The sequence below is a fragment of the Actinomadura rubrobrunea NBRC 15275 genome (assembly GCF_001552235.1).
GTDB classification, from domain to species: domain Bacteria; phylum Actinomycetota; class Actinomycetes; order Streptosporangiales; family Streptosporangiaceae; genus Spirillospora; species Spirillospora viridilutea.
The window spans coordinates 1-1809 of record NZ_BCQU01000197.1 but is presented as its reverse complement, the minus strand read 5'-3'; the positions used below and the strand labels follow the sequence as shown (position 1 = coordinate 1809).

Genomic DNA, 1809 nt, shown 5'->3' with positions numbered 1-1809 from the left:
AAGGGCCCGCGCCGTGTGGTGCACGGTGCGGGCCCTAACGCCTGGTGCGGACGAACCTCTCTGCTCGTGCGGGAGGGTTAGTCCTTGTTGAAGTTGACCGCGCCTTCGATCGGGGGCGGGCTGTCGGGCACGCCGGAGGGCTTGGGCACGCCGCGGAAGGTGAACTTGGCGTCCTCGCCCTCGCCCTCCACGTCCACGATCACGATCTGCCCGGCCTTGATCTCGCCGTACAGGATCTTCTCCGACAGGGTGTCCTCGATCTCCCGCTGGATCGTGCGACGCAGCGGACGCGCCCCCAGCACCGGGTCATACCCGCGCTCGGCCAGCAGCTCCTTGGCCTTGGGCCGCAGCTCGATCCCCATGTCCCGATCCCGCAGCCGCTCGTCCACCCGCGCGATCATCAGATCCACGATCTGGATGATCTCCTTCGGGGTCAGCTGGTGGAACACCACGATGTCATCGACCCGGTTGAGGAACTCCGGACGGAAGTGCTGCTTGAGCTCCTCCTGCACCTTGGCCTTCATCCGCTCGTACGAGCCCTGCTCGTCCCCCTGCCGGGCGAACCCGACCGACACGCCCTTGGAGATGTCCCGCGTGCCCAGGTTCGTCGTCATGATGATCACGGTGTTCTTGAAGTCCACCACCCGGCCCTGCGCGTCGGTCAGCCGGCCCTCTTCCAGGATCTGCAGCAGGCTGTTGAAGATGTCGCCGTGCGCCTTTTCGATCTCGTCGAACAGCACCACCGAGAACGGCTTGCGCCGCACCTTCTCGGTCAGCTGACCGCCCTCCTCATACCCCACATACCCGGGCGGAGACCCGAACAGCCGCGAGACGGTGTGCTTCTCCATGAACTCGCTCATGTCCAACTGGATGAGCGCGTCCTCGTCCCCGAACAAAAACTCCGCCAGCGTCTTGGACAGCTCGGTCTTGCCCACCCCCGACGGGCCGGCGAAGATGAACGACCCGCCCGGACGCTTGGGGTCCTTCAACCCCGCCCGGGTACGGCGGATCGACTGCGACAGCGCCTTGATCGCGTCATGCTGACCGATCACCCGCTTGTGCAGCTCCTCTTCCATCCGCAGCAGCCGCGAGGACTCCTCCTCGGTCAGCTTGAACACCGGGATCCCCGTCGCCGTCGCCAACACCTCGGCGATCAGCTCCTCGGTCACCTCGGCCACCACGTCCATGTCGCCGGCCTTCCACTCCTTCTCCCGAGCGGCCTTGGCCGACAACAGCTGCTTCTCCCGATCCCGCAGCGCCGCCGCCTTCTCAAAGTCCTGCGCGTCGATCGCCGACTCCTTCTCCCGGCGCACCGCCGCGATCTTCTCGTCGTACTCGCGCAAATCCGGCGGCGCCGTCATCCGCCGGATCCGCATCCGCGACCCCGCCTCATCGATCAGATCGATCGCCTTGTCCGGCAAGAACCGATCCGAGATGTACCGGTCCGCCAACTGCGCCGCCGCCACCAGCGCACTATCGGTGATCGACACCCGATGGTGCGCCTCATACCGATCCCGCAGCCCCTTGAGGATCTCGATCGTGTGCGACAACGACGGCTCGGCCACCTGGATCGGCTGGAACCGCCGCTCCAACGCCGCGTCCTTCTCCAAGTGCTTGCGGTACTCATCCAGCGTCGTCGCACCGATCGTCTGCAGCTCACCCCGCGCCAACATCGGCTTCAAGATCGACGCGGCATCGATCGCGCCCTCCGCGGCACCCGCACCCACCAGCGTGTGCAACTCATCAATGAACAAGATGATGTCGCCACGCGTGCGGATCTCCTTGAGCACCTTCTTCAACCGCTCTTCG

General features: G+C 65.7%; 1 protein-coding gene. It reads right to left on the bottom strand.

Annotated features, from left to right (window positions below):
• Positions 1 to 77 precede the first annotated feature (77 nt).
• A partial coding sequence (locus tag AR3_RS28980) for an ATP-dependent Clp protease ATP-binding subunit (protein ID WP_067918805.1) occupies positions 78 to 1809 on the bottom strand: 1732 nt, incomplete at its 5' end.